The organism is Lacticaseibacillus absianus (assembly GCF_013407595.1).
Lineage (GTDB): Bacteria > Bacillota > Bacilli > Lactobacillales > Lactobacillaceae > Lacticaseibacillus > Lacticaseibacillus absianus.
Genome location: NZ_JABEKX010000003.1, coordinates 133,008 through 157,046, shown reverse-complemented (window position 1 = coordinate 157,046; position 24,039 = coordinate 133,008). Strand labels below are relative to the sequence as shown.

Genomic DNA, 24,039 nt, shown 5'->3' with positions numbered 1-24,039 from the left:
GCTTTTGGGTGAACCTGCAAGCGTCACGGGCTGACTTGCTCAATTTTTTTCACAATTACCTCTGCACCGATTATGGTACACTGAACAGGAATGCACTGAAAGGACACGATACCATGATCATCATGCAAGCCCAAGGGGTCGGGCGCACGTTCGACGGCAATGACCTCTTCACCGGCATCAGCTTGGAGGTCCAGACCAACGCCCGCGTCGGGCTGGTCGGCCCCAACGGGATCGGCAAGACCACCCTGCTGGAGATCCTCGCCGGCCTGAACCCACCGGACGGCGGCCAGGTCACCACCGGCAAGAACGTCTCGATCGGCTACCTCGCGCAGGACTCCGGGCTGGACTCCAACCGGGCGATCTTCGACGAGATGCTGACCATCTTCGCGCCAGTGATCGCGATGGAAACCCGCATGCACGCGCTCGAAGCGCAGATCGCCGACCCTGCCTTGGCGCAGGACCAGGCGCAGTTCGAAGCGGTGATGCGCCAGTACGACCAGCTTCAACACGACTTCGAGGCCGCTAACGGCTACGGCTACCGCGCCGAGATCCGCGGGGTCTTAGCGGGCTTCAACTTCCCGGAGGCCACCTGGACCATGCCGATCCACACGCTGAGCGGCGGTGAGCGCTCGCGGTTGGCCTTGGCGAAGCTCCTGCTCGAACACCACGACCTGATCGTCTTGGACGAGCCGACCAACCACTTGGACATCGACACGCTGACGTGGCTGGAAGGCTACCTGCGCGGATACGCCGGCGCCCTGCTGACCGTCTCGCACGACCAGTACTTCCTCGACCACGTCGTCACCGAGATCTACGAGCTGACCCCGAGCCGCGCGGTCCACTACCGGACGAACTACTCCGGCTACCTGAGCCAAAAAGCGCAGAACCGCGCGCTGGCCTGGAAGGCCTACGAGAAGCAACAAGAGGAGATCGCCAAGCTGCAGGAGTTCGTCGACAAGAACATCGTGCGCGCCTCGACCACCAAGCAGGCCCAGGCACGGCGCAAGCAGCTCGAGAAGATGGACCGCCTGCCGCGCCCCGATGGCCCGGAGAAGACCGTCCACTTCCGCTTCACTCCGGACAAGACGTCCGGCAACGAGGTGCTCAAGGTGGTCGGCGCGACCGTCGGCTACGAGGCGGCGGAGCCGATGGCCGGCCCGATCGATTTTCAAGTCAACAAGGGCGACCGCATCGCCATCATCGGCCCCAACGGCGTCGGCAAGTCCACACTGCTCAAGTCCGTGCTCGGCCAGATCCCCTTTCTTGCCGGCACCGCGAAGTTCGGCACCAACGTCACCACCGGCTACTACGACCAGGATCAGCACCAGCTGCACTGGGACAAGTCGGTGATCGACGAGATCTGGGATGACCACCCGACCATGCCGGAAAAAGACATCCGGGCCGCCTTGGCCGCCTTCTTGTTCGACGCAAATGACCTCGAGAAGCGCGTCGGCGACCTCTCCGGGGGCCAAAAGGCGCGGCTGGAGCTGACCAAACTCGCCTTGAAGCACGACAACTTCCTGATCCTCGACGAGCCGACCAATCACCTGGATATCAACTCCAAGGAGGTGCTGGAGCAGGCGCTGGCCGATTTTGCCGGCACCGTGCTCTTCGTCAGCCACGACCGGTACTTCATCAACGAGCTGGCGACCAACATCATCGCCGTCCAGCCGACCGGCAGTCGCCTGTACCTCGGCAACTGGGACTACTACCAGGAGAAACTGCAAGAGACCCTGGCCGCCGAAGCCGAAGCCGCCGGCGAGACCAGCGGCCCGGTGGCCTCGGCCGCCGCAGTCAACTACCAGCAGAGCAAGGCCGACCAGAAGGCCCAGCGCAAGCTTGAACGCGAGGTCGCCAAGCTGGAGGACACGCTGAGCGCGCTGAACGACCAGGCCGACGCCTTGCAGACGGCAATGACCGCCCCGGCGGTCCTGACCGACTACGTCAAGATGCAGGACCTCCAGACCCAGCTCGACGCGGTCAACGCCCAGGTAGCAACGACAGAAGACGCCTGGGAGGAAGCCAGCCTGGCGCTGGAGGAGATGCAACAATGAGTCACCCGCACCGCTCGTCCCTGTGAAGGGGCGAGTTTTTTTGCCGTCGCGCCACCGGCCCCGTCATCACTGCCCCATTTTGGCCATGTAACCGTTGACATTCCCCGTCACTCCCTTAGAATAGGCAGGTAATGCTTATTCGGAGGGTCTCATGTTCTCATTATTACTTGTCATCATCTACCTCGCCTTCATCAGCCTCGGGTTGCCGGATTCTCTGATCGGCGCCGGCTGGCCGGCGATGCACGTCCAGCTGGGTGTGCCCACTGCATACGCTGGTATCATCACGATGCTGATCTCGGCGGACACGATCATCTCCAGCCTCCTGTCCGACCGGCTGACCCGGCGATTCGGCGCCGGGCGGGTCACTGCGGCTAGCGTCGCGACGACCGCCCTCGCGCTGTTCGGGTTCTCACTGTCGCCGAGCTTCATCTGGCTGTGCGTCTGGGCCGTGCCATACGGGCTGGGCGCTGGGGCGGTGGACGCCGCACTGAATAACTACGTCGCACTGCACTACGCCGGGCGTCAGATGAACTGGCTCCACTGCTTCTGGGGGCTGGGCGCGGCGATCAGCCCGAACGTAATGAGTTTTGCCTTGACCCACCAGCTGGGGTGGCAAAGTGGCTACCGGATCATCGGGATCGTGCAGGTGGCGCTGACCGTGATCTTGGTCTTCAGCCTGCCGCTGTGGGCGCACCGCTCGCCGACCGAGACACAGGTCCCGACCACCGCACTGCGTCTGCCGGCCCTACTGCGGCTGCGCGGCCTGCCACAAGCGCTCATCGCCTTTCTCGCCTACTGCGCCCTTGAAGGGACCGCCGGCATTTGGGCGGCTAGCTACCTGGTGCAGGCGCGCGCCGTGAGCGTGACCACCGCGGCGCGCTTCGCCGCCCTGTTCTACATTGGCATCACCGTCGGTCGCTTCCTGTCAGGGATCATCGCCGACCGGCTGGGCGACCGACGGATGCTCGGGCTGGGCACGGCCATCATGCTCGCCGGCGTGGCGTTGATCCTCCTGCCACTACCGGTCTCGTTCGCGCTGGTCGGCCTAGTGGTCTTCGGTGTCGGGTGCGCGCCGATCTACCCGACGATCATCCACGAGACGCCGACCAACTTCGGCGCCGACCGCTCGCAAGCCGTCATCGGCCTGCAGATGGCCGCGGCCTACGTCGGCTCGACCTTCGCCCCACCGTTGTTCGGCCTGCTCGCCAGCGTGGCGACGATCCGGCTCTATCCGGTCTACATCCTCGCCTTCACGCTCCTGATGGGCGGGGTGCTGCTCTGGCAGACCCGCCTCCTGCACCTCAAGGCGCGCTAGTCGTCAGCCACTGGCGAAAGTGCGCGTGGCGATAGGCAGCCGAGTTCAACTGGGTCGGGTCGAACGGCAGCGGGTCGGCCAAAACCGCACCGGTGGCCTCGCTGACCGGGTCCAGGCTGGTCAGCTGCACCACCGCCGTGCGCCACGCCAAGTGACCGACCAGCCACGTCCGCCAGTCCGCCCACCGCTGGTGCTGTGCATCCGCCAGTGCGCTGAACGCATCATAGTGGCGCGCCTGGAGCAGGTCATGGAGCTGATCCAGCTGAGCCGTCAGATCGATCATGCCGTTGCGCCGCTGGGCAAGCTGGTGCGCAACGGTTTTTTGCGTCGCGGGGTCCAGCACCCGCTTCGCCCACGCGTTCGTCGCCTGGTCGAGCGCTGCGATCACCGCCGCCTGCTGGGCTCGAGCCGCTGCGACCGCCGCAGCCGGCACCGCGCGGTAGCGGACCAGCGTGCCCGTCAGCGTCAGCGCGTCCCCCATCTGCACGTGGTGCCCGATCACCGCCGCGTTGTATGGTAGCCGCAGCTCGTCTAGCGTGTCGGCCACCTTCAGCTCACCCTCACCGACGGCCTCGATCAGCGTCGGCGTCAGCAGCACCATGTCTGCGCGCACCAGCTGGTCGCCGGCCCCCAGCGTCCACTCCGTGCTGCCGCCGAGCACCCGTGCGTCGACCGCGGCGCGCCCTAAAGTCATCGTCTCCATCTGCTCTCCTCCTATTCTTCCGGTGCCACCGGCGTCCACGGGACCGCCACCCCGACGGCCGCGACATCTCGCGGCTCGACCAGGGGCAACCCCCGCCGGAGCCGGTCCAGACGCTGGGCCTGTAGCCGTTGCGTCAGCTCGTGCCGGTACCAAGCGCGCTTAGCTTTGTGTGGCTGGGGCGCCTGGTACCGCCGCAGCGGGTCGAAGCCGATCCGCAACAGGCGAACTTGGCGCAAGTCCGTCAGCACATAATGCCGCGTCAGCCGCGCCGTCAGCGTCGCGTCCAAGGCCTGTGCCAGCCGGCGTTGGCGGGCAAAAAGTCGCGCGGCGGACTGCCGCATGAACGCTGGCCCCGTCGCCACCTGAGGGCCAGCGCCTGATGGAACTGATCCAGCGTTAGCTGGCCCGCCAGGTAGCGCGGCGCCAACCGGCGGAAGCGCGTGGCGAGGTGGCGGAGCCAGACCTTCTCCCCTGCTTGCCGCATATCCGGCCACGCCTGCTTCAGCCAGAGCACTCCTTGATCGACGATCCGTCGTCGAACCATTGCGATCTGAGTCAGCAACGGCTGCACTCGCGGCAGCGCCTGGACGACCGTCAGCGCGGCGACTATCCCCGTGACCTGTAAACGCATGCCAATACTCGGCAACGTCGCTGACAGCTTTGCCGCCCGTGACTCGAAGCGCATCCAGACCGTTTGTGGTGGCAGATCCAACCGCCGTCCCGCGCCATCGAACCATTCATCGACCCCGAGCACAATAAAATCCTCAGGCGTCCACACTGCACTGGACGTTAGCCACCGCGTCGATACAGCATTGACGATCCAGCCGTTAACCGTCAGCGCCCCTTTCATCGTCTCCATCCGACCCCCTCCTTTGATGCTCACAGTGTACGCGCCACGCCGCCAAAACGCCCAGATTTTGCCTCGCGATTGTTCGAGTCGTTTCACTTGCCAAAAAAATCGCCCCGCAGTAGACTGCAGGTAATCCAAGGGGAGCTCGCCTGGTGGTCGCGTCAGCGCAACGCGGTCGTTCACCGACGGGTAGCCGAAATCATCCAGGGGATATTGCTTCCTCAGTAGGCTAGGCCCGGAGTATCGATACGGTGAGGCGTGATGAGTATGCTCACGTTAGCTGGTCTAAGTCGGATGACACCACCGGGCACAAGGCAAGACGGTGGTGATCGGTGCAACTGCACGCTGCCACGCCAGACGGTCTGAATCTGGCGGGATAATCAAGACGGTGACGCAGACTGACCGCGTCACCACCCGGCCGGTCGATGGCAGACCGTTCACCCCCGGCCGGGCGCCCCCGCGGGACAGCCGCGGTAGTCAGCCAAAGGCGTCCTCAGGTGCCCTGAGGGCGGCTTTGGTGTGTGTAAAAACCAGAGCGGAGGACTCGCGGGCTTAGCGGGCGCGTCCGCAGCTCGACGGCAATCGGGAAGCAGTAAGCAAGCACCCAACCGTTGGTGAGTCCCCGCCCAACGTCAGCCCCAAAGCCACAATATTGTGCGCATCCCCCGGGCGTGGCCTTGTGGTGGGCCGACTTAGGCCGCATCCGCACGCGCTTCGCAGTTCGACGATCCAGAACGCCACTCGACGCCCCCAAAGCACGACCCCGCCATCATCCAGCCCACACCAAAAACAGCACGTCCCATGTTCGGAACGTGCTGTTTCATAATTATGCTCGGATCAGACGGCGCAGATTCGGCCTGACCACGCACCACTACCCGTTTCCTTGCTTTTTGGCCGCCAACACCTGCTCGCCTTTGGCCTGCAACAGATCGGCGGTCTCGGTCTCACCGACTGCTTCCGGCGGCATACGGCGGGTGTCGGTGAACCAGTTCGCCACAATCAGTGCCAAGGCAATACCCAGCGCCAGTGGCAGGAAGGCCGCGTAACTGAGGTGACTGACTTCGAACACCATCATCATCGCCATCAGCGGTGCCTGCTGGGTGACCGCCAAGACGGCCGCCGCGCCGACCACGGCGCACTGCCAGACGACCACCGGCGTGAGCCAGAGGTTCACGGCCGTGCCAACCGCAGCCCCGACGGCCGCCCCGACGGCGATCGACGGGGTCAGTGTGCCCCCGGCTGCACCGGCGGCGATGCTCATCAGCGTTACCAGCGCCTTGACCAGCGCGCCGACCAGCAGGAGCGGTACGAGGTCGGCCAGCCGGTTATTGAACACCATCTGAGCGAAGGCGCGCCCGTTCCCCGTGACTTGGGGAAAAACCACCGCGATCAGCCCCGTGATCAGCGCCGCTAGCGGTAGCTGCCACAAAAGCGGCCGACGTTGGGCCTGGCGCACCGCTGCCCACTGGATCGCCCGGCGGAACAGGGCGCCGACCAGCCCGCACACCGGCCCGACCGCGAGGATCGCGAGGCATAGGCGCGGACTGAACGGCGTCGACCCCAGCAAATAATACGGCTTGAAGCCTTTGAGCGTCGCGCCGACGAACGTCGCGATCACCGACATGCTCAGGCTGACCACGACCGCCCGCCGCGAGATGCGCTGCAGCAGGATCTCGACGGCAAACAACATCCCTGTGATCGGTGCGATGTAGACGCCGGCAAAGCCGGCGCCGGCGGCCGCGGCCACGACCAGCTGCTGATCGGCGGGGCTCAAGTCCAAGCCCCACCGCTGCAAGCGCCGCTGCCACCATTGCGCCAGCATCGCGGCCAACTCACGTGGCGCGAGCTCACGGCCGACCGACCCGCCGGCGCCGACGAACAGCATCTGCGTGAACGTGTGCACCAGCGTGGTCGCGACCGGCATTGGCTGCCCGTCCACCGCGTTTTTCACACTGACGGTCGGCCGCATCCGGTTACGTACCACCCACCACAGGTTGGCGGCCAGCAGCCCGACCCCGGCTAGCACGGCGACGCGCTGCACCGGTGGCACCCCCGCAGCGAAGGGCTGGCGCGCGGTCTCTTCATAATTGAGCAAAACATGCGTGACGAACTCCAGGAACAGGCTCAGCGCCACGGCCCCCAAGCCCGCGAGCAGGCCGACGGTGACCGTGACGATCGCCAGGCCGAGATTGTGTTGTGACTTCAATGCGCTCCCACTTTCAGATTAGCTTTCAGTCTATCTTAGCACATCCCCGGCCGCACCACGCAACGGCCCAGTCACTGACGCTGAGATCAAGTCCCAGACGTGTATGTCGCAAAACTCAACCCCAGCGTCTGCACCTCATACAGGTCAGGGGGAAGATGGGCGGTGACATAATCCTTCGCGTGGCTGGTGTCTGGGATTACCTCGTAGAGCCGTGGGGCCCAGAACGCCGTTGCCGGTTCATACGGGGCGCGTGCATCCGGTACGCGTCGGATCGTCGCGGTGGTGAGCATCTCATACTCGCCTGCTTTGAACAGCGCGTAGCGGATCGCGATCGTCGGCGTCAGGTGTACCCCAACGAACGCGACCACGATCACCACCAAGGCAAGTTTGATCCAACCATTCAGGGAAAGCTTTCGTCTCTTCATCCCAAGGCCTCCTCTTATGCCATTGCCCCCAGCATCGCAGACCCCGCCTTGGTGCACAAGTCCTGGCCATGTACCATTAGAATTTTTTAATCTAGACATTCCGTACAGCCGATACTACCGGCTCATGCACGCCAAAAGACGCGTCGCCCGCATTGCAGGCAAAGCGTCTTCTGGCGTCTACAGCGTCTCGTCGATGTGGGCCGCGACCTCATCGTGCACGTGCACGCCGGCGGCCTCGAGCGCGGCGATCTTGGCGGCGAACTGCGGGAGGTGGGCCTTGTTGGCGACCAGCATCTCGTCGAGCAGGTCCTTGGCGTGCTGGCCACCCGGGATCAGCGGATTCATCAAGAAGGCCTGTAGCGCCAGGCCGTAGTCACCGGTGACGGCGGCTTCATCGATCACGAGCTCCATGTTTTTCATCAACTGCAACCAGCCGCGCTCGGCCGGCTGAAAATGCCCGAACGTCAGGGGGATCGCGCCGGCAGCCCCGATCTGCGCGGAGACTTCCACCACGTGGTCCGCCGGCAGATCCGGCACCGCACCGCGGTTCAGCGTCGACACCACCATGTGCGTGCGCTTGTCCCCGTACACCGAGGCGATCGCCTCGCACGCCGCGTCGCTGTAGTGCGCACCGCCGCGCTCGGCCAACTGCTTGGGCTTGTAGTCCAGGTGCGGATCCTTGTAGAGCTCGAACAGCTCGGCTTCGATCGCCATCACGTGCTGGGCGCGGGTGTCGCCGGCCGCCTGCTCTTCCAGCGCGTGCGCCAGCATCTCTTCTTGGCGGTAGTAGTAGCGGTGGTAACCACACGGGATCAGCTTCATCTGCGCGAGCTGCTCCGGGAAGAACTGAACGTCAAAAATGTTCTTCGGTAACCCGGCGTCGCCGCGCGCCATCGCGTCCAGGATGTCCATCGTCACTTCGCGCCCCGTCTCATCGTACACGCGGTGCCAGTGGAAGTGATCGATCCCGGCGAACTGATAGGTCAGCTGGTCCAGCGTTTTGCCGATCAAAGCCGGCTCAGTCATCATCGCCATCACCGGCACGTTGCACAGCCCGATCACCTTATCCCACTGCCCGTACGTCTTGATCGCCTCGGTGATCATGCCGCTCGGGTTCGTGAAGTTGATCAGCCACGCGTCGGGGCACAGCGCCTTCATGTCCGCGACGATGTCGAGGATCACCGGTACCGTGCGGAAGGCCTTGAAGATCCCGCCCGCCCCGTTGGTCTCCTGGCCCAGCATCCCGTAGGACCCCGGGATCCGCTCGTCTTTGACCCGCGCCTGCATCAGCCCAACGCGAAACTGCGTGGAGACAAAGTCCGCGTCCTTCAGCGCTGCGCGCCGGTCCAGCGTCAGGTGGACCTCCCAGTCCAGCCCGGCCGCCTTGACCATTCGCTGCGCCATCGCGCCGACAATGTTGAGCTTGGTTTCGCCGGCCGGAATATCCACCAGCCAGATCTCCTTGATCGGCAGCTGATCCGCGCGCTTGATGTACCCTTCGATCAGCTCCGGGGTATAGCTCGACCCGCCACCGATCGTCACCATCTTTAGTGCTTCATGACTCATGATCGCATCCCTCCTATGGGTCTACCCTACCGCGTGGGATCAATCCCACGTCAAGGATTTTGGATACAAAAACACCGTGTAGGGCTTGCCCACACGGTGTGACAGGGATAAATAACGCCTCCGTCAGCATGTTTCGCGAAACACCAGCTGCGGCTGGATCACCTGGACCGGCAGCGGCGTGGCGGTCAGCTGCGTGTAGAGGTAGGCGAAGGCGTTGTGCGCCTGCTGGGCGAGGAACGGCTCGACCGTCGTCAGTTGCATCACCCGCCCGAACGCGGAGTTATCGAAGCCGAACACCCGGCAGTCGCCCGGCACCTGCCGGCCGTGGGTGCGCAGCTCAGCGATGAAGTCGGCCGCAACGTAGTCGGAGTAGATCACGACCACCGGCGGCGCGGCCGGGTCGGCCAGCCACTGGACCGCAGCGGCCGCCCCGCTGCCTTCTTGCGCTGAATAGAAGCGCTGCCAGCGGTGATCCGTACCGGGATGGGCCGCAGCGTCCACGGCGATGGCGCGCAGCCGCGCCTGTGTGTTCGAGCTCTCGCGCGCGTTGAACACGTGGCCGATACGCGTGTCCCCCTGCGCGTGCAGGTAATCGAGGATCTGCCGGTACACCGGCTCGTGGTCGACGAAGCTGGAGTAGATCTGGCGTGACTCGACGCGCCGCCACGTCGCGATCGGCCCGTATTCGGCATACGGCCGGATCTTGGCCCACGCATTGAACTTGGACATCAGGCACACCCCGTCAAGCAGGTGCGTGCGCAACTGATCCAGGACCGCCAGCTCCGATGCCTTGTCGGTGGTGAAGAACACCGTCACCCGGTAACCGTAGCTGGCGGCGACCTTGGCGAAGGCGTTCATGTAATCCCCGGTGACCGGGAAGTACCCGCGCGTCAGCAGGCCCAGCGTGTGCGAGCGCTGCGCCTGCATCTGCCGCGCCAGACCGTTGGGCACGTACTGCAACGCGTCGATCGCCGCCAGGATCCGCGCCCGCGTCGCGGCCGCGACATGCGGGTTGCCGCTGATCACCCGCGACACTGTCGACTTCGACGTGCGTGCCCGCCGTGCGACGTCTTGAATATTGACCATGTGACCGCCTCCATTCCCTCCAGTCCAGTATACCGAACTGCGCCGGCACCGACCAACCGGCCGCCGGATCTGGTCACACTTTGTCTATTGGGCGCCCCCTCGCCACGTGCTATCCTTAGGGCAGTTAGGCGCATCACACACGGAGGAGGCGGTCCAATGACAACGGGCGACACACTGTTCAACATCGTCACGGGTTTTGCCATCGTAGCGGTGATCGCGATCGGCGCATTGCTGGTCGCGGCACTGATCAAGTACCTGCGGGCTAAGTAGGCCCCGTCAGGTCGGTCCCGAGTCAAAAAAAGGTGGGGGCTGTGCTATAACGCGGTTTTAGCCCAGAGTATAAGAGCGATCCCCTGCAAAACCCGAACTTAGGTATTGCGGGGGATCGCTCTTATACGGCTAGGGCGTTGCGTTATGGCACGTAACGTTCTGGAATAGTCGTGCCACCAGAGGTTATGGCACAATCCCACCTTTGGTGTGTGGCGAGGCCGCTTGGCGGGTGCCGGCCACCTTTGCCGACGGCCTAATTCACGTGGGCAAAGTCCAGCCCCGGCACCGCGTTCAGGCTGGCGTCGGCCAAGTGGCCATGGGCCAGTTCGACATGAGCGGCGGCACCGATCATCGCGGCGTTATCGCCAGTCAGCCGCACCGGTGGCACGATCAGGGTGACGTTAGGGAAGCGGGCGGCCAGGGCCGCGGCGAGCGCCTCACGCAGCCCACGGTTGGCCGCCACCCCGCCGGCCACCACGAGCTGGCTGACCGGATGGGCGGCCAGCGCACGCTCGGTCTTGTGCACCAGCACGTCGACCACCGCGGCTTGGAAGCTTGCCGCGAGGTCGTTGCGATCGAGCGCCTCCCCGATCTGGTCGGCGTGGTGGACCGTGTTGATGAACGCCGATTTCAGGCCGCTGAAGCTGAAGTCGAGGGACTCGGAATCGGCCATGGCGCGGGGAAAATGAAACGTATCCTGCCCCAGGTGCGCCATGCGATCAACTTCTTTGCCCGCCGGATAAGGGAGCCCCAGCACCCGGCCAATCTTGTCGTAGGCCTCCCCGGCCGCGTCGTCGCGCGTGTCCCCGATGATCTCGAAGGTCCCGGGGGCCGTCATCACCACCAGCTCGGTGTGGCCACCGGAGACGACCAGCGCCAGCAGCGGATAGGTGAGCGGCTGTACGAAGCGCGCTGCGTAGATGTGGCCGGCCATGTGGTTGACCGGGATCAGCGGGAGGTCATGGGCGAACGCGACCGTTTTGGCCGCTGTCACGCCGATCAACAGGCTGCCGACCAGCCCGGGGCCATACGTCACCGCCACTGCCGTCAGGTCGGCGTAACCGACGCCGGCTTCCTTGAGTGCCAAGTCGATGACTTCGGTGATCTGCTCGACATGGTGGCGGCTTGCCACCTCGGGCACGACACCACCGAAGCGCTGGTGGGAGTTGATCTGCGTGGCGATGATGTTGCTGAGGATGGTGTCGCCATTCTCGATCACGGCCACACTGGTCTCGTCGCAGCTGCTCTCAAACGCTAAGATCAATTCTCGGGTCATGGGGTCCTCCATTCAGGGTCTTGAGTCTTGCCCGCGCGCCAGTCGGCCGCCGGGCCACCGCAGCCCAGCGGCTGCGGGTCACTCCACGTGCATCCACATATCCATCGCGTCTTGGTGGTCGGCCACGTAATAACCGCGCTTGATCGCGCCGTCTTGGAAGCCGAGCTTGTGGTACAGCGCCTGGGCTGCCAAGTTATCGGTGCGGACCTCCAGCGTCATCTGCGCGCTGCCGTAATCCAGCGCCTTGGCGATCATCACGCGCATCAGGCGTTCACCGACGCCGGTGCGCTGGACGCTCGGCGCGACGGCGAGGTTCGTCACGTGCGCCTCGCTCTTCGTGAACCAGCAGCCAATGAAGGCGTCGATGCCCAGCGCGCTTTCCAACACGAGGTACAGCGACTGGCGCACCTTGCGAAGCTCGGACAAAAACGCCACACGGTCCCACGGGGTATCGCCGTACACCGCCCGCTCGATGGCTAAGGCAGCGTCGATATCCGTGTTCTGCATGCGGCGCAGCGTGTAAGTCACGCCGTTGATCATCAGCGTCTGCGGGGCAAAAAGCAGCTCCGCCGGCGGTTCCGGGTCGAACCAGGACTTAAACTTTCTCAACATAAGGCGCGTGCCTCTCGTCGTGGTGCGTCTTGAGCCAATTGGTCTCCGCCTCCGTCAGGCGCAAGTAGCGGGGCACGAAGGTGATCGGCGAGACTGGCGGCAACTTCGCCCCCAGCGCCGCCAAGCGGCTGGCGTGTGGCAAGTCGTCGACCGGCTCACCGAAGCGCGCCGCTCCACCCAAGGCGTCGGTGATCTGCCCGCGCATCTTCGCCACGTCGGCGCCGATGAAAAACGCGGGCTGGTTCAGCAGACGCACCTCGTCGAGCAGCTGTGCCAGCGCGAGGTGCCGGTCGGCGACCACGTCGGTCAGCTGCCCATCCACCCACTGATAGACGCCGGTGAACACGTTGCCGCGCCGCGCATCCATCAGTGGCACGATCAGCGCCTTGGTCCGCGTCACGTTGGCCGCCAGCACCGCAAGGCTCGACACGCCGACCAGCTCGCGGTCCAGCGTGTACGCCAGCGTTTTGGCCGTCGTCACCGCGATGCGGATCCCCGTGTAGGAGCCCGGCCCGTCGGCGACCACGATCCGGTCGAGGGCGGCCGGCGTCAGGTCGCTTGCCGCCAGCAGCCGCTTGATCGTCGGCAGTAGCTGCTCGCTGTGCGTTTTTTTGTGGTTCAACAGCGTCTCGGCCATCAGCTGGCCGTCGACCGTCACCGCCACGCTCATCGCCTGATTCGAGGTGTCAAGCGCCAACACTTTCATTGCAGTCCACTCCTTTAGTCGTTCCCTACAGTTTACCACACGGGGCAAGGGGCGTCAGGCGTGGGAGGCGCACTCGGTCTGCGGCCGGCGTTCCACTTGCTCGCACTGGCTAGGCCGCCAGCGCCCGACGTGCTATGATATCAACCGATAATATACTCGCTATGTATTTTTTAGCCACTATGAAGGCGTGAACAAGTTGCGACTAGGCACAAAGATCGCCGCACAACATCACGCTCGGCGCCACGACCGCGGGCTGACCGCGATGCCCCCCGACCATCCGCTACCAGCGGGTGGTTTTTTGGTGCGCACGGCCCTTGAATATTACTAGACTATCTGCTGTATATCAAAAGCGAGTTATCCAATCGACCTTTTATATTGATTTAATCAGTTTATCATTTTACAATGGGAATAATTTTTACCACCTGCCGAACCAGGCCGGGGATCGGGGGAATACGATGAACTGGATGTATTACAAGACCCAGCTGACACTGATCCTGCGCAATAAGAAGAACATCCTCGCGTTGTTATTGGCGGTGATCGCCGCGATCGCCGTAGCCTTCCATTACAGCGCGGTGCTTTTGCCCCCGGAAAAAGCCAACCTGACCGTGATCCGCAACGAAGTGCGCACACTTCAGGCCGCGCCGAAGCTTTTCAGCAATGAGGCAGCCGTTCTCAAAGCCGACCAGACCATCCTTGCTGGGGTGAAGGGGCCGCGCGCAACACTGATCGCCGGTCTGGACGCCAAGCTCCAGGCCTATGACGTCCAGTGGCACAACCGCAACCTCTACACTTATCCAGCCGTCTACTACACCGCGCACAGTCTCAACGCCTATCCGATCACAGATGGTCACTTCGGCGTCACGCGCCTTCGCGCCCGCCTCAAGTATTATCGCCAGCACCCCACGGTTCGCGTCGATCTGGCGGTCTATAACGAGCAGACCTTCCTGCATACGCTAGCCCGGCTATCCGCACAATGGTTACCTTGGGCCGCCATCGCACTGTGTGCCATTCTGGCCTGCGATCGGCTCACGGAAGACTGGCACCATCGCAGCGTGACCGCCACCCTTCCGCTCAGCATGCGGCGTCAGCTGGGGCTCAAGACCCTCGCCGTGCTGACGCCCGTTGCGGCAGTGCTTCTGTTCACAGTGCTCGTTCTCGCAGTCGCGACCATCCCCCGCTACGGGATCGGCTTGGGGGCTGGTGTCACCCAGTACCTCGGCGGCCAGTTCACTTATCAGTATCGCGTGCTCAGCATGCCAGTGTACTTCCTGCGTTGGACTGGGCTTTTGGCGCTGACCTGCTGGTTCACGGTCCGTCTCTTACTGGTTCTGCAACTAGTCGTCCGCAATGAATTCGTCGCGTTGGCCAGCGCTGCGTGCCTGTTTTTGAGCCCCCTGCTCTATTATGTTCGCAGCGAAGGGGCCTTCGACCCGTTCCCGGTACCGGTCTTTCTCCCGATGACATTCACCGGTATCGGCCGCGTCCTGACCGGGACGGAGCACTTCTTCTACGCCACTTGGCTGATGAACGGCGCGATCGCCGTCGCCGTGTGGCTTGGCTGGGGACTGCTCATTGAACTCGCCTTATATGCCGGCAGTCAGTCATTACAGCGAGAGCGGGTGATCTTATGAAGGCACTGCTAAAACTCGATTGGCGCGCCGCGACCCACAGCACACGCAACGTCGCTGCGATCATCGCGTTCTTACTTCTTGCCATCCTCTTCGTCCCAGTTGCGCGCTACCAACATGTGGGGGACTTGGCGACCGTGGCGACACACGCGCACGATCGCCTCAAGGTCGCCGCAGACGACATCCAACGCTATACGGATGCGCCGACCCCCACCCTACGTCGGACCGCCGATCTCTTGAACCGTCAGATCCAGGCACAAAATGCGGTCATCGTCGGCGTCAAGCTCGGCAATGCGGAAGATATTCGCGACGGCTTGCTCGAAGGCGCCAAGCTCGAGCGTCAAGGCGCCAAGACTGGTTACCTCGGGGTCGTCGATGCGACCCTCCCGACCTGGACCGATGGACAACGCCATCTGCTTGCGATCCAAGCACTGATCCACCAAAAGCGGCCTGTGCACGTGACGATTCAAGACGCTGCTAGCGCAATGGAGCAGTGCTTGCCCCTCCTCGCGCTAGCCTTACCCTTCTTGATCATGCTGCTGACGGCAGACCTGTGGTTAGTCAACGCCGCTCACCCGACCGTCACGGCGACATTGCCCGTCAAGCTCCCGACTCAGGCGCTGACGAAAGTCTTGACCCGCGTCGCGCTACCGCTGATCATAACCGTGAGCATCATCGGCGTCGGCGCATTGGCCGCAGCGCTTCAAGGCGGCCTTGGCGATTGGCAATATCCAGTCGTCGTCGCGCTCGGTCAGCGCATGATCGTCGTCCCGCTGTGGGCGCAGACCCTGCTCCTGCTGGGCTTTGCCGTCATCGAGAGCCTGTTCGTCTGCGCGCTGATGCTCGTGCTCAACGCGTGGCTGCGCAACGTCTACTGGAGCTTCCTGGCCGGCGCCGCAATCGCCGCGATCCCGCTAGCCTTTCCTGCCGTGGCGCGCACGCTGTGGTTCACCCCGCTGGCGGGGCTGGCACCGCAGTCACTGTTCAACGGCACCTTTCAGAACGAAGCGGGTAACTGGGCGTTGGGGCTGGCCGGCGGGGCTGGCGTCTTGCTGGTCTGGACGGGCCTGATGATCGCGCTGTTTGCGCAGATCGTCGACCGGCGCCAGGCGTGACCATTAAGGAGGTAACTGATGCTAGAACTCGATCATATTCACTTAGATTTTCCAGGCAAGCCGAACGTCTTGGCGGACATCGACTTGCACGCTACCCCTGGCGAGATCGTCGGGCTGGTCGCCCCCAACGGGATGGGCAAAACGACCCTGTTGAAGGTGATCTTGAACCGGTTGCACCCCTCTGCTGGGCGTGTCACGATCGCGGATCACGGCTACACCAGCCAGGCGCAGACGCGCAAGAACCACGCGCTGATCTGTGCCTTCCCCGACCAGAGCGACTTGTACGACGACCTGAGCGGCCGCGCGCTGATGCAGTTTTATGCCGAGTGCTGGCAGAACAAGACCAAGTCTGTCGACGAGATCATCGCCACGCTGCACATGGCCAGCTACGTCGACCGGCCGACTCGGACCTACTCGTTGGGCATGAAGCAGCGCTTGTGCTTCGCGCTCGTGGTGGCGGCCAACACCCCGGTGATGCTTCTCGATGAGGTGATGAACGGGCTCGACCCGCTCAACGTCGCGATGATCTCCGAGCAGCTGCGCGTCCTGCGCGCGGAGGGCAAGCTGATCCTGATCGTCTCCCACATGCTAAATAACCTGCAGACCTTCGTCGACCGGACCATTTTTCTCAAAGACGGCCACTTCGTCCTCGACCTCGACGCCCATGTCGAACCGGCGCACTACCTGAAGTTCAGCGGCGACCCGGCCCTTGTGCCCGGTGCGGCCGCCTACACCGACGGCCTGGCGGTGCTACCAGTGGCCGACTTGCCACTGGCGACCCTGGTCGAGCGCCTCACCCCCCTGTACGCCGCGGGGCTGGCCTTCACCGTCGGACCGCTGACGCTTGAGGAGCAGTTCAACCACTTCTACGCGCAGACCGACGAACGGGTCTGAGCACCTGAGTGACAAGCGGGCCGATCACATCACCGACCTAGCCCAACAAGAAGGGGACGCGACCAAAGTCGCGTCCCCTTCTTGTTGGGCTGTCTGTTCAGCCTGGTCTAGTGGTGACTGCCGTGCGCCGTGCTCATCGCTTGGTCACTCGGCAACGCCTCAAGTTAGAGCGCCAGGCGCGGCTTGACCCGCTCGACCGCCTTGAGCGTCGTGTAGGACAGGAACGTCTGGATCGGGATCATCACGAGGTTCTTGAAGGCCCGGAGCCCGATGATGCCTTGCCACGGCGTGCCCATCATGTCCAGCCACAGCGTGGTCAAGAAGATGTTGCAGATCACGATCACCAGGGTCACCGCCAGCAGCGTGCGCCAGACGGTGACTTTTTTGTCGTGAAAAAGCATCCCGTAAAGGATCGCGGCCAGCGCGGCGCTGACGGTGAATCCCGGGAAGTTCGCGCCGGGGTTGAAGATCATGATACTGAGCTGATCCGTCATCGCGGCGGTCAGCCCGGCCAGCCATGGCCCGAGGAAGTACCCCATCAGGATCGTGGCGAAGAACGCCGGGCTAACTTTGAGAAAACTCGTGCCGAACGAAAAACGCCCTAAGATGATCTGCATGGCCATGAACAGGCCCATGTATGCGACAGCTAGGGTCGAGACCTTGGGGCTACGAAGTGAAATAATTGACATTGGGACAATCTCCTTTGTGCGGAGACGCCTACTAAAGATAGGCGAATGCGGGTCCAACACCGCGGCTGCAGCCTTCGTCCACCGTTCACATTCCGTTCCGGCGGCACTTAACGCGTTGGATCCTACTCCTTAGATTTATCGTACCCCCCTATCTTACCTGTCGCGACAGGAATTGCAACATTGCGCGCCACTGCACAATGAGAGGTGTATGAGCGCTCTCACACAAGACTCTTTTCAATTCCCTCGCCCCTCCCCAAGCCAATTTAACGCGCCCGCGGTACACTGTCTGCTAGTAACCACCAAGTACCACCACCCGTAACGGGTATCCCTTAGGCGCGCAGTAATACTGCGCGTTTTTTTGCGTCCACCAAGGGCCAGATGGTGGGAGGGGCCGCCCTGGTCTCCCCAGTCTGACACCGACGCGCACCTGTCCGTATACAACGCGCCGGATCGGTGCTACGCTGAAGCCAGAATGGAGGCTACCTGATGAAACATATCCTTGCGCTACACACCGGCGGCACGATCTCGATGACCGCCACAGACACCGGTGCCGTCGTGCCCAGCGACGTGAATCCGCTGCTGGACCTCTCCGCCCACCTAGACGGGATCGACGTGATCAGTGAGGAGGTCTTCAACCTGCCGTCACCGCACGTGACCCCGACGCAGATGCTGACACTGAGCCGACGGATCCGCGCCGCCGAATCCGAAGGCATCGACGGCGTCGTGGTCACGCACGGGACCGACACACTGGAGGAGACTGCGTATTTTCTCGACCTGACCCTCGACCCGACCATCCCCGTAGTGGTGACTGGCGCGATGCGGTCGTCCAACGAGATCGGATCGGACGGGCGCTACAATTTTCTGTCGGCCATCCGCACCGCAGCCAGCGACGGCGCACGGGGCAAGGGCTGTCTGGTCGTGATGAACGACGAGGTCCACACCGCCCGCTTCGTGACTAAGACACACACGACCAACGTCGCCACCTTCCGCACCCCGACATTCGGGCCGATCGGGCTGGTGACCAAAGACGGCGCGCACTTCTTCCAAGAGTTGATCAATCAGCAGGCGTGCCCCGTCGACACGGTCACCGACAACGTGTTTCTGCTCAAGGCCTTCGCCGGCATGGACGGGACGTTGTTCGACGCGCTACCGGCCACGACCCACGGGCTCGTGATCGAGGCGCTCGGGGCCGGCAACCTGCCCCCGGCGACCCTGCCGGCACTGGGACGTCTACTGGCCCGCGGCGTGCCGGTCGTGCTCGTCTCGCGCTGCTTCAACGGCGTGGCCGAGGACTTCTATGACTACGAAGGCGGCGGCGTGACCCTCAAGAAGATGGGCGTGATCTTCTGCCAAGGGCTGAATGGGCAAAAAGCGCGGATCAAGCTCATCGTTGGCCTCAGCGGCGGCAAGCGCGGCGCGGCCCTGGCGACGTATGTGAACAATGCCGTCAGCTGAGCGCCTCACCCTGCCCGCGCTCTACCATCAGCTCGCCGCCCACCTCGGGCCTTCCGGTTGGTGGCCCGCGGACACCAAGTTAGAGATCCTCGTCGGCGCCATCCTAGTGCAGAACACGAATTGGCGCAACGTCGACCGTAGCTTGACCAACCTGCGCGCCGCGACCGCCTTTGACAGTCACCGCCTCGCTGCGCTGCCTCAAGCAGACCTGATCGCGCTGATCCGCCCCAGCGGGTTCTACCAGAACAAGAGCCGCGCGTTGATCGACTTGCTCGCGTGGTTGCGTCAGTGGGATTATGACCTGTCCCGCCCCGCGGCCCTGCCGCCGGCGCAGCTTCGCGCCGACTTGCTCGACTTACGCGGTATTGGGGCAGAAACCGCTGACGCGATGCGCCTTTACGTTTTCGACCAGCCGACATTCATCGCGGATCAGTATGCGCGCCGCCTCTTCGGCTGGCTCGGCCAGCCGCACACGACTTACGCGAGCCTGCGCCGGGCGACACGTGCCGTCGATGACTGGGCGCTGCAGGACGCCCAGGAGCTCCACGGGCTGATCGACAACTTCGGCAAGGCGATCAAGCACGACACGGACTTTGCGGCAAGTTTCCTCGCCGGACACCAGCTAATACTGTGAATCGACTCATCGTCCTTTCATTCAAAAATAATCAAGTGTGAGTCCCATGATGCTGACGCCGTCAGCGATCGGCGCACGCCACCGCGGATCGCCGTCCACCATGGGCCGTGACCGTGCACCGCAACCGCCTTTCGCACGCGGTCGACCCACTATATCGCTCGCCGAGATAATCATTTATACTATTTTTTCGATTGATAGCACGCTGTGTAACGCGAGCTATCAATTTTTTTTACTCTCGATTCAATTGACCCCCTGTCGTGACACCTCGTATACTGGGCTCGATGGCATCGATCCATCAGAACCACCTAATAAGGAGGAGAACAATGACAGAGCTTCGCAGCAGCAAGACCCTGAAAAAGACCCGGCGCGGTTGGGTGACCGCCGCCCTCACCGCCACGACCCTGCTCAGCTTCCAAGCGCTGAGCAGCCAGCCGGTGACCGCCGCGACCCCGGCGGCCCTCAACGCGCGCGTCCTGACCGACGCCGCGAACCAGAACAACGCTGATCAATCCGGCGCCGGCCGCCCAGGTTACAACCACGCTGGCCCGATCACCGACGCCACTAACCAGAACAACGCCGATCAATCCGGTGCTGGCCGCCCGGATTACAACCACGCCGGCCCGATCACCGACGCCGCGAACCAGAACAACGCCGATCAATCCGGTGCTGGCCGCCCAGATTACAACCACGCTGGCCCAATCACCGACGCCGCGAACCAGAACAACGCCGATCAATCCGGCGCTGGCCGCCCGGATTACAACCACGCTGGCCCGATCACCGACGCCACTAACCAGAATAACGCTGATCAAACCGGTGCTGGCCGCCCGGATTACAACCACGCTGGCCCAATCACCGACGCCGCGAACCAGAACAACGCTGATCAGTCCGGTGCTGGCCGCCCGGATTACAACCACGCTGGCCCAATCACCGACGCCGCGAACCAGGCCGGTAACGCCACGGGCATGACCCAAGAAGCTACCGACGCCTACGCCCTTGGCAACAAGATCGGCCAGACCGGGGCCGCCGCCCTGCCGGAAAGCCTGCTTGCCGGCAAATCCGACACGGTCAAAGACGCCATGCAGCAAGGCTTCGAAGCCGGCCAGAAGGTCTGGGCCAACCGCATCGATGCTAACACCAAGCCGATCACCGACAACCAGAACCAGGCCGGTAACGCCACGGGCATGACCCAAGAAGCCACCGACGCTTACGCCCTTGGCAACAAGATCGGCCAGACCGGGGCCGCCGCCCTGCCGGAAAGCCTGCTCGCCGGCAAATCCGACACGGTCAAAGCCGCCATGCAGCAAGGCTTCGAAGCCGGTCAGAAGGTCTGGGCCAACCATGTCGGGCCTAAGCCGATCGCGCCAACACCGGCCCCGGCGCCAAGCCCAGCACCTGACAAACCGACGCAACCTGAGACGCCTGACCAACCTGCGCTACCGGAGAAGCCGGTAACCAAGCCTGGCGTCGACCAGCCGACGCCGGGCACTGGTGATCACGCGACCCAGCAGTCCGCCACGCCGGCCCCTGCTGGCACGCCGGATCAGCCGGCCGCGAAGGTGACCCCGCTCAGCGTGCGTCCAGCCACTCAGCCCGCGAAGGCGCCGCTCAGCCGCATGGCTGCTAAGCGGGCGGCCTTGCCGCAGACAGGGGATGACCAAGACCTGCTTCTGAGCGGCCTAGGTCTGACCGCCACCCTCGGCGCCCTGTTCGGCCTCGCCGGCAGCCGCCGTAAGCGCGCCTGACCCCATTGTCCCTGACCCGAGCACCGTGACCACGACTGTGGTCACGGTGCTCGGGTTTTTGCATTGACCGAAAAAAACATTTTCCTTTTTAAAATGATTTGAATTTTAATCTCAAACCATCGCATTTAATTCTTCAGCGCGCGATATTTTTCCCCTGTAGTCAGTCGATTATTCCTTCTTCATATCGAAAATATCGTTCAGCACAGATAACGGTTCGCTTATTGTCTTTATAATGACTATCGTTATATAATCGCACTGGAGGCGCGATCATATGGGTAAGGAGGGCTTGGCTTGAGGATAAAACCGATCAACACAACAACGGCAGCGGGGGCGCTGCCGTTCGCGCATCCGGCCGGCCCAGCATGAGGCGCCGCGGGGTCTACTGCGGCGCATTGATCACGCTCACCTGTGCCATGCTTGGCTGGACCGCGACCGCCAGACGTCAACGCCCGGAACCTGTGTCGGCACCACCACGTCAGGCGTTCACCGCACCGAATCCAGCATCGAAATCGGCGACAAGCCACCACACCGAGGCCACTCGCCCCAGTTCCCGCCCGGTCAACCCACCAACTGATGCGCCGCACCCAGCTGCGGCCTCATCCGCTCAAGTTGACTCGCCACCTCCGCCGACCGCTCGCACCACCAGCACCACGACTACCCGGCCGGCCCAGGTCCGCCGGCCGCCGGCGCCCGCCACGGGCTTCAACCTCGCAGGTCGCCACTATCCGATCAGACCATTCGCCGGGATCGGACGGGTCCCCGGCGATGGGTACGTCTACGAGTGGACCGCACTGCCAGGGCATTATCTGATCGAGTACACCGGGGCCGCCCATGCAGCGCTCGCGTTCGTCGAGCGCGGCTCGGCAATCACGGTCGACGGCCACACCTATCATGTGACCAAGATCCTCGACCGAGTGCCGAACGACGAGGCTGCGATCGACACCCTGACCACCGCACGTGCGGCCCTAGGCGGGATCTCGTTTCAGACCTGCGTGCCTCAGGGCGACAGCCGCGAGAGTCCCTTGACGTTGTATTTTGCCCAATGACTCGGGTTTCAATCGATATGGAGGAGATCATTATGTTCATTCGTCATCATCACGCGACCGCGCTGTTGATCGGGGCGGCCGCTGCCCTAGCGATCGGCGCTGTTCCAGTTCACGCGGCCAGTCTACCGAGCACGACGACGCCGGCGACTCGCCTCAGTCGACCGCGCGCGCTCAGCACACACGCGGATACCGATCCCGTCACGATCAACGACCCGCAGCTCAAGGCGGGGCTGCGCAAGGCCTTCGGGATCAAAACCGGCGAGCTGACCTACGGCGACATTCGCCACGTTGACCCCAACTCGGGGGCCATGCCGAATCAGCGCATTGTGGTCAACTTGATCCCTGACATGATCACGACCCCGCTGACCGACCTGACCGGGCTCGAAGCCCTGCGCGAGCTACCAAGCGGCTGGAGCATTCAGCTCAAGCTGTTCATGGCCCCTGGTGTCTCCCTGGTCCCCCTGACCGGTCTACACATCGCCGGCAATATTTCCCTGCAACAAGACGGCGCGGGGAACTGGACCGACGCCGACATCACCGCCTTGAACTCGCTCACGTTCGGTCAGTTTGATCCGTACTGGGGCCTCGAGTTGGCCGGCGTCACCAACAGCACGAACACGACCGGTCTGCGCAATGAGCAGCTACGGCAGCTAGACCCGCTGTTCACCAAAGCGGCGGCCGCCAGCCCGGCCAAGGTCTACTTCTCGCTGTCCGGCCAACGCCTGTCGGATTTCTCGTATTTTGCCAAATTCACGAACACGGAGGTCTTCTCCGTCAACAACTACCGCGTCTTCCAGGCGCCCGCCTATGCGGCCCAAACCGGTGAGGACCTGCTGATCCACAGCCAGACGATCGGGATCGACGGCCAGCCCGTCGCGACCGGTTACCACACCTACAACAGCGCAACGCCTGAAGTGACCGTCAACGGGCACGACTACCTCATCTCGCAGTCGCGGCAGTACGGCAAGATCGGCTACACGATCATCGATAACCAATATGGCTACGTCGGCTACCCTTACCCCGACCCGGTCACTTACCCGAACGGGAATACCCTGGTCCAGACCGGGATGGAGTACTACCGCACGACCTGGGGCAACCTGTTCGTCCGGTACGTAGACCGCGACGGGCACCCGCTGGCCGAAGCCACCCACTTGACCGGCGACGTCGGGCAGGCCTACACCACGACCCCCCTGCCGATCAAGGGATACACCGTCCAGTCGATCGAAGGGGCGCCCACCGGCACGTACACCGCGGCGCCTCAGACGGTCACCTATGTCTATGACCAAGACCCGATCCCGCCCGACCCAACACCGGGCCACGTCCACATCCACGTCCAAGACGAACAGGGCGCCGGTCTTGCGCCGGTCTCGACGCTCAACGGGGTGGTCGATCAGGGCTACACCATTACCCCACCGGCGCTGGCCGGCTACACCTTCGTTCGCGTCGGCCAAGGCGCGCTGACCGGCACCTACACCGCAACCGACCAAGACGTGATCCTGATCTACCGCAAGACGCCGGTGCCGGCTGAAAAACCGCACACGGACGGTCCTCAGAAGCCAGGCCCAGCCGCACACAAGCAGCCGGCCCCCCAGAAGCCTGGCCCCAAAGCCACTAAGGCCCCGCGCGCAAAGCGCCAACCCCTTCCGCAGGCCGGCGACGCCAAGGCCCCGCTCATCGCCGTGAGCGGCGTGGCGCTCATCGTCGCCCTGCTCGCGCTCGGCTGGCGCAAGCGCCGCAGTTGATCGAGACAACTAGGCTGAGACATAA

At 63.4% G+C, this 24,039-nt stretch carries 21 protein-coding genes and 1 riboswitch; of the genes, 10 read left to right on the top strand and 11 right to left on the bottom strand.

The annotated features are described in order from the left end of the window. The first annotated feature begins 113 nt into the window (after window positions 1–113). Window positions 114–2,054, top strand: a complete 1,941-nt coding sequence (locus HII33_RS11380; protein ID WP_179395929.1) for an ABC-F family ATP-binding cassette domain-containing protein — start codon at window positions 114–116, stop codon at window positions 2,052–2,054. Between the two features lie 151 nt (window positions 2,055–2,205). Next, entirely contained in the window at window positions 2,206–3,369 is a 1,164-nt protein-coding gene (locus HII33_RS11375) for an MFS transporter (RefSeq protein WP_179395928.1), read from the top strand. On the opposite strand, the gene HII33_RS11370 is transcribed toward HII33_RS11375, so the two are convergent. The 10 genes from HII33_RS11370 to tsaB form a co-directional block, all read right to left on the bottom strand. Then, window positions 3,356–4,072, bottom strand: a complete 717-nt coding sequence (locus HII33_RS11370) for a hypothetical protein (RefSeq protein ID WP_179395927.1) — start codon at window positions 4,070–4,072, stop codon at window positions 3,356–3,358. The genes HII33_RS11375 and HII33_RS11370 overlap by 14 nt on opposite strands. Before the next feature lie 11 nt (window positions 4,073–4,083). Continuing rightward, window positions 4,084–4,359: a hypothetical protein gene (locus HII33_RS11365; protein WP_179395926.1), complete on the bottom strand. Its 276-nt coding sequence runs from the start codon at window positions 4,357–4,359 to the stop codon at window positions 4,084–4,086. Further along, window positions 4,344–4,931: a hypothetical protein gene (locus HII33_RS11360; RefSeq protein ID WP_179395925.1), complete on the bottom strand. Its 588-nt coding sequence runs from the start codon at window positions 4,929–4,931 to the stop codon at window positions 4,344–4,346. Before HII33_RS11360 ends, HII33_RS11365 begins: the two co-directional genes overlap by 16 nt. A gap of 862 nt (window positions 4,932–5,793) precedes the next feature. Further along, entirely contained in the window at window positions 5,794–7,128 is a 1,335-nt protein-coding gene (locus HII33_RS11355) for a chloride channel protein (protein ID WP_179395924.1), read from the bottom strand. Between the two features lie 86 nt (window positions 7,129–7,214). Continuing rightward, a complete protein-coding gene (locus HII33_RS11350; RefSeq protein WP_179395923.1) occupies window positions 7,215–7,553 on the bottom strand; it encodes a hypothetical protein in 339 nt (112 codons plus the stop codon). 177 nt (window positions 7,554–7,730) lie between these two features. Further along, window positions 7,731–9,119: a 6-phospho-beta-glucosidase gene (locus tag HII33_RS11345; RefSeq protein ID WP_179395922.1), complete on the bottom strand. Its 1,389-nt coding sequence runs from the start codon at window positions 9,117–9,119 to the stop codon at window positions 7,731–7,733. Between the two features lie 123 nt (window positions 9,120–9,242). Then, on the bottom strand, window positions 9,243–10,205 hold the full coding sequence (locus HII33_RS11340) for a LacI family DNA-binding transcriptional regulator (RefSeq protein WP_179395921.1): 963 nt from the start codon (window positions 10,203–10,205) through the stop codon (window positions 9,243–9,245). A 523-nt stretch (window positions 10,206–10,728) separates the two neighbouring features. Further along, complete coding sequence (gene tsaD, locus HII33_RS11335) at window positions 10,729–11,751, bottom strand: tRNA (adenosine(37)-N6)-threonylcarbamoyltransferase complex transferase subunit TsaD (RefSeq protein WP_179395920.1); 1,023 nt, start codon at window positions 11,749–11,751, stop codon at window positions 10,729–10,731. 78 nt (window positions 11,752–11,829) lie between these two features. After that, window positions 11,830–12,363 carry a ribosomal protein S18-alanine N-acetyltransferase gene (gene rimI / locus HII33_RS11330; protein WP_179395919.1) on the bottom strand — a complete coding sequence of 178 codons (534 nt, stop codon included), beginning with the start codon at window positions 12,361–12,363 and terminating at the stop codon, window positions 11,830–11,832. After that, a complete protein-coding gene (gene tsaB / locus HII33_RS11325; RefSeq protein ID WP_179395918.1) occupies window positions 12,347–13,069 on the bottom strand; it encodes a tRNA (adenosine(37)-N6)-threonylcarbamoyltransferase complex dimerization subunit type 1 TsaB in 723 nt (240 codons plus the stop codon). The genes rimI and tsaB overlap by 17 nt, the downstream gene beginning before the upstream one ends. Window positions 13,070–13,524: 455 nt before the next feature. Between tsaB and HII33_RS11320 the strand changes: the two genes are divergently transcribed. The 3 genes from HII33_RS11320 to HII33_RS11310 are packed head-to-tail and all read left to right on the top strand — an operon-like array spanning window position 13,525 to window position 16,706. Beyond that, window positions 13,525–14,700, top strand: coding sequence for a hypothetical protein (locus HII33_RS11320; protein ID WP_179395917.1), 1,176 nt, complete (start codon window positions 13,525–13,527; stop codon window positions 14,698–14,700). Beyond that, entirely contained in the window at window positions 14,697–15,812 is a 1,116-nt protein-coding gene (locus tag HII33_RS11315) for a hypothetical protein (RefSeq protein ID WP_179395916.1), read from the top strand. The genes HII33_RS11320 and HII33_RS11315 overlap by 4 nt, the downstream gene beginning before the upstream one ends. Before the next feature lie 15 nt (window positions 15,813–15,827). Next, the gene (locus HII33_RS11310; protein ID WP_179396022.1) at window positions 15,828–16,706 is read left to right on the top strand and encodes an ATP-binding cassette domain-containing protein; all 879 of its coding nucleotides are present in this window, start codon (window positions 15,828–15,830) and stop codon (window positions 16,704–16,706) included. Between the two features lie 164 nt (window positions 16,707–16,870). On the opposite strand, the gene HII33_RS11305 is transcribed toward HII33_RS11310, so the two are convergent. Further along, complete coding sequence (locus HII33_RS11305; RefSeq protein ID WP_179395915.1) at window positions 16,871–17,395, bottom strand: folate family ECF transporter S component; 525 nt, start codon at window positions 17,393–17,395, stop codon at window positions 16,871–16,873. Window positions 17,396–17,432: 37 nt separating this feature from the next. Continuing rightward, a riboswitch (THF riboswitch) is annotated at window positions 17,433–17,527 on the bottom strand. Between the two features lie 354 nt (window positions 17,528–17,881). Between HII33_RS11305 and HII33_RS11300 the strand changes: the two genes are divergently transcribed. From HII33_RS11300 to HII33_RS11280, 5 genes are all read left to right on the top strand, one after another. Next, a complete protein-coding gene (locus HII33_RS11300; RefSeq protein WP_179395914.1) occupies window positions 17,882–18,850 on the top strand; it encodes an asparaginase in 969 nt (322 codons plus the stop codon). After that, a complete protein-coding gene (locus HII33_RS11295; RefSeq protein WP_179395913.1) occupies window positions 18,837–19,484 on the top strand; it encodes an endonuclease III domain-containing protein in 648 nt (215 codons plus the stop codon). The genes HII33_RS11300 and HII33_RS11295 overlap by 14 nt, the downstream gene beginning before the upstream one ends. A gap of 323 nt (window positions 19,485–19,807) precedes the next feature. Next, on the top strand, window positions 19,808–21,226 hold the full coding sequence (locus HII33_RS11290) for an LPXTG cell wall anchor domain-containing protein (protein WP_179395912.1): 1,419 nt from the start codon (window positions 19,808–19,810) through the stop codon (window positions 21,224–21,226). A gap of 362 nt (window positions 21,227–21,588) precedes the next feature. Then, a complete protein-coding gene (locus tag HII33_RS11285; protein ID WP_179395911.1) occupies window positions 21,589–22,272 on the top strand; it encodes a hypothetical protein in 684 nt (227 codons plus the stop codon). Between the two features lie 32 nt (window positions 22,273–22,304). Further along, window positions 22,305–24,014 (top strand): MucBP domain-containing protein, encoded by a 1,710-nt coding sequence (locus HII33_RS11280; protein ID WP_179395910.1) that lies wholly within the window; start codon window positions 22,305–22,307, stop codon window positions 24,012–24,014. Window positions 24,015–24,039 lie beyond the last annotated feature (25 nt).